The organism is Rhizobacter sp. (genome assembly GCF_031412495.1).
Lineage (GTDB): Bacteria > Pseudomonadota > Gammaproteobacteria > Burkholderiales > Burkholderiaceae_C > Schlegelella_A.
Map to the genome: position 1 here is coordinate 1 of NZ_JANODC010000467.1, position 2,022 is coordinate 2,022.

Sequence of the window (2,022 nt, forward strand, 5' to 3'; positions counted from 1 at the left end):
CTGATCAGGTCCGCACCATCGACGCGCGGCTGCAGGAGGTACCGGGCGACGGTGGACTTGCCCACGTTGCCCGAGAAGTTGATGACGGCGATCTTCATCGTTGCTCCTTTTCACGCATGAACGTGTTGGTGATTTGGGTGGACATGAAAGCCTTGGCGACGTCCTCGCCGCGCGGGCCATTGGCGAAGCTGGTCTGACCTGGCTTCCCGGGCGACTGCGCGGGCGCCGGCGATGCGGGTGTCTCACCTGCTTCGGGCTTCGAGGTGGCTTCGACTGCTGGCGCCCGTGATGCCACGTTCAACACGCGTTGAGTGGCATCCGTCGATGAGGTGGCCGACGGCTGCCTCCTTGCCCTGGCTACCTCGCGATGGACGGTGCTTCGGCTCACGGTCACGCCGGCTGCGGACAACGCCTGGCGTATTGCCTCCAGCGTGTATCCCGTCGCGTACAGGCGATGGATCTCGTCGGCGAACGGCAGTGCCTTGCGCGTGCATCGGCCAGGCGGCATAACGGGGACGAGGCGCACGCCGCCCTGGCTCTCCCGTGTGGTCGCGCCCAAACTGGACATACGCACTCCGGGGTCTGCCGTCGTCGGGTCCGGCGAGCCGATGCCGCTCACGCTGCCCGCCCACGCGCCGCGAGTTCGGCGGAGCGCTGAGAAGCCGGATCTCGTCTCACCGCTTCCCGGTCCTGTGTCATCGGCGTTTCGCATTGGATCGGCCCCGTCGCGGCTGCGTCCCACACGCGTCCCGCTTGGGTCGCTCGCCGTCTCGCAGTGGTGCCGTCGCTGTCGCGGCTGCGTCCCACGCCGTTTCGCTGCCGTCTCACAATTTCCGAACTGGTCACGCTCATGTCCCGCGCGCGTTTCTCTCGAAGGAATCTTCGACGCAAAGAAGCGTGTCTCGCATGCGGCATTTGGGCCGAAATCTAGCGGCCCAAGAGCCTGCATTCGAGCCAATACTGGTCTTCAAGGTGAGTGCAGAGATAGGCGCGGTGGCGCCGTTGTCTGACACGCACGGCATGGCAGGAGGCTCGTGTATGGCACCCTCGTCACGTGATCGACTGAGCGTCGATCTGCATGGTCTGAAAGCCGCGCTCGTCGAGCGCGCGCGGCTGGCCGGTACGTCTCCCTCGGGTTGGGTTCGGGCGACGCTTGCTGAGGCCCTGGGGGGCGCTGCTGAGCCTGTCAGCGAGGCCAGGCCTCCTCGGCTCCGAGCGCGCGATGCGAGCCGTGTGCGGCTCACGCTGCGCATGCCTCGCGCCGAAGCAGCTGCCGTACTTGCAGCGGCCCGCCTGGCAGGTCAACCTCCAGGCGACTTCGTCGCCAACCTGTTGGCCGGGCAGCCCGCGCCCATGCCGGCCAGCGACCGCGCCGAAACCGTTGGAGCGCTGATCGCGTCCTGTGCCGAGCTGTCCACGTTCAGCCGCAACCTGAGCCACCTCGTGTCGCTGTTGCGGCAAGGTGCCTTCCGGCCGGCCGAGGAGTACCGGCCGATGCTGGCCACGCTGAGCCATGACGTGCGGGAGCACCTCGATCACCTCACGCGTGCCCTGGTTGACTTGCAGCCCCGCCGGCGCAGCGGCATGCAACAGCACCGCGGCGACCCCACAAAGGCAGGGGCACGGCCATGACGCAAGGTCAGAACATCGACGGCGTCCTGCTCCAGTGGGGCGACCGGCTCTTCTATCCGGGTAACCGGATCGTGCACACCCGACCGCAGCCCAAACTCAGCGGGCTCGCCGCACATCAGCGTGCTGCCGCCATCCGCGCGCGCATCGAGGCGACAGTGGTGCGTCGGGCGCCGCAGGTCATGGTGAAGGTCACGGGCGGCGGGCGAGGCATGAAGGCCATCGCCGCCCACTTCCGATACATCAGCAAGAACGGCCGCCTCGACATCGAAGACGACCGCGGCGACATCTCGCGCGGCAAGTCAGCGCTGCACGGGCTGGCGGAAGACTGGCGCTATGGCGGAACCTTCATCGACGACATCGGCGATCGGCGGGAGGCTTACAACGTCATGC

At 67.3% G+C, this 2,022-nt stretch carries 2 protein-coding genes and 2 pseudogenes; 2 read left to right on the forward strand and 2 right to left on the reverse strand.

Features of this window, described 5'->3' with window-relative positions:
• A pseudogene (locus AC30N0_RS17400) lies at positions 1 to 98 on the reverse strand (StbB family protein); the annotation flags it as partial.
• Positions 95 to 619, reverse strand: coding sequence for a hypothetical protein (locus AC30N0_RS17405; protein ID WP_489519156.1), 525 nt, complete (start codon positions 617 to 619; stop codon positions 95 to 97). The pseudogene AC30N0_RS17400 and the gene AC30N0_RS17405, both read right to left, overlap by 4 nt.
• A 734-nt stretch (positions 620 to 1,353) precedes the next feature.
• Here AC30N0_RS17405 and AC30N0_RS17410 point away from each other — a divergent pair.
• Together AC30N0_RS17410 and AC30N0_RS17415 are read left to right on the forward strand one after the other, a co-directional pair.
• Entirely contained in the window at positions 1,354 to 1,632 is a 279-nt protein-coding gene (locus AC30N0_RS17410; protein WP_489519157.1) for a hypothetical protein, read from the forward strand.
• Positions 1,629 to 2,022 (forward strand): annotated as a pseudogene (locus tag AC30N0_RS17415) (relaxase/mobilization nuclease domain-containing protein); the annotation flags it as partial. The gene AC30N0_RS17410 and the pseudogene AC30N0_RS17415, both read left to right, overlap by 4 nt.

Coding starts and splice junctions, on each gene's coding strand:
- AC30N0_RS17410 (WP_489519157.1), top strand. CDS start 1,354: ATGCCGGCCAGCGACCGCGCCGAAACCGTTGGAGCGCTGATCGCGTCC.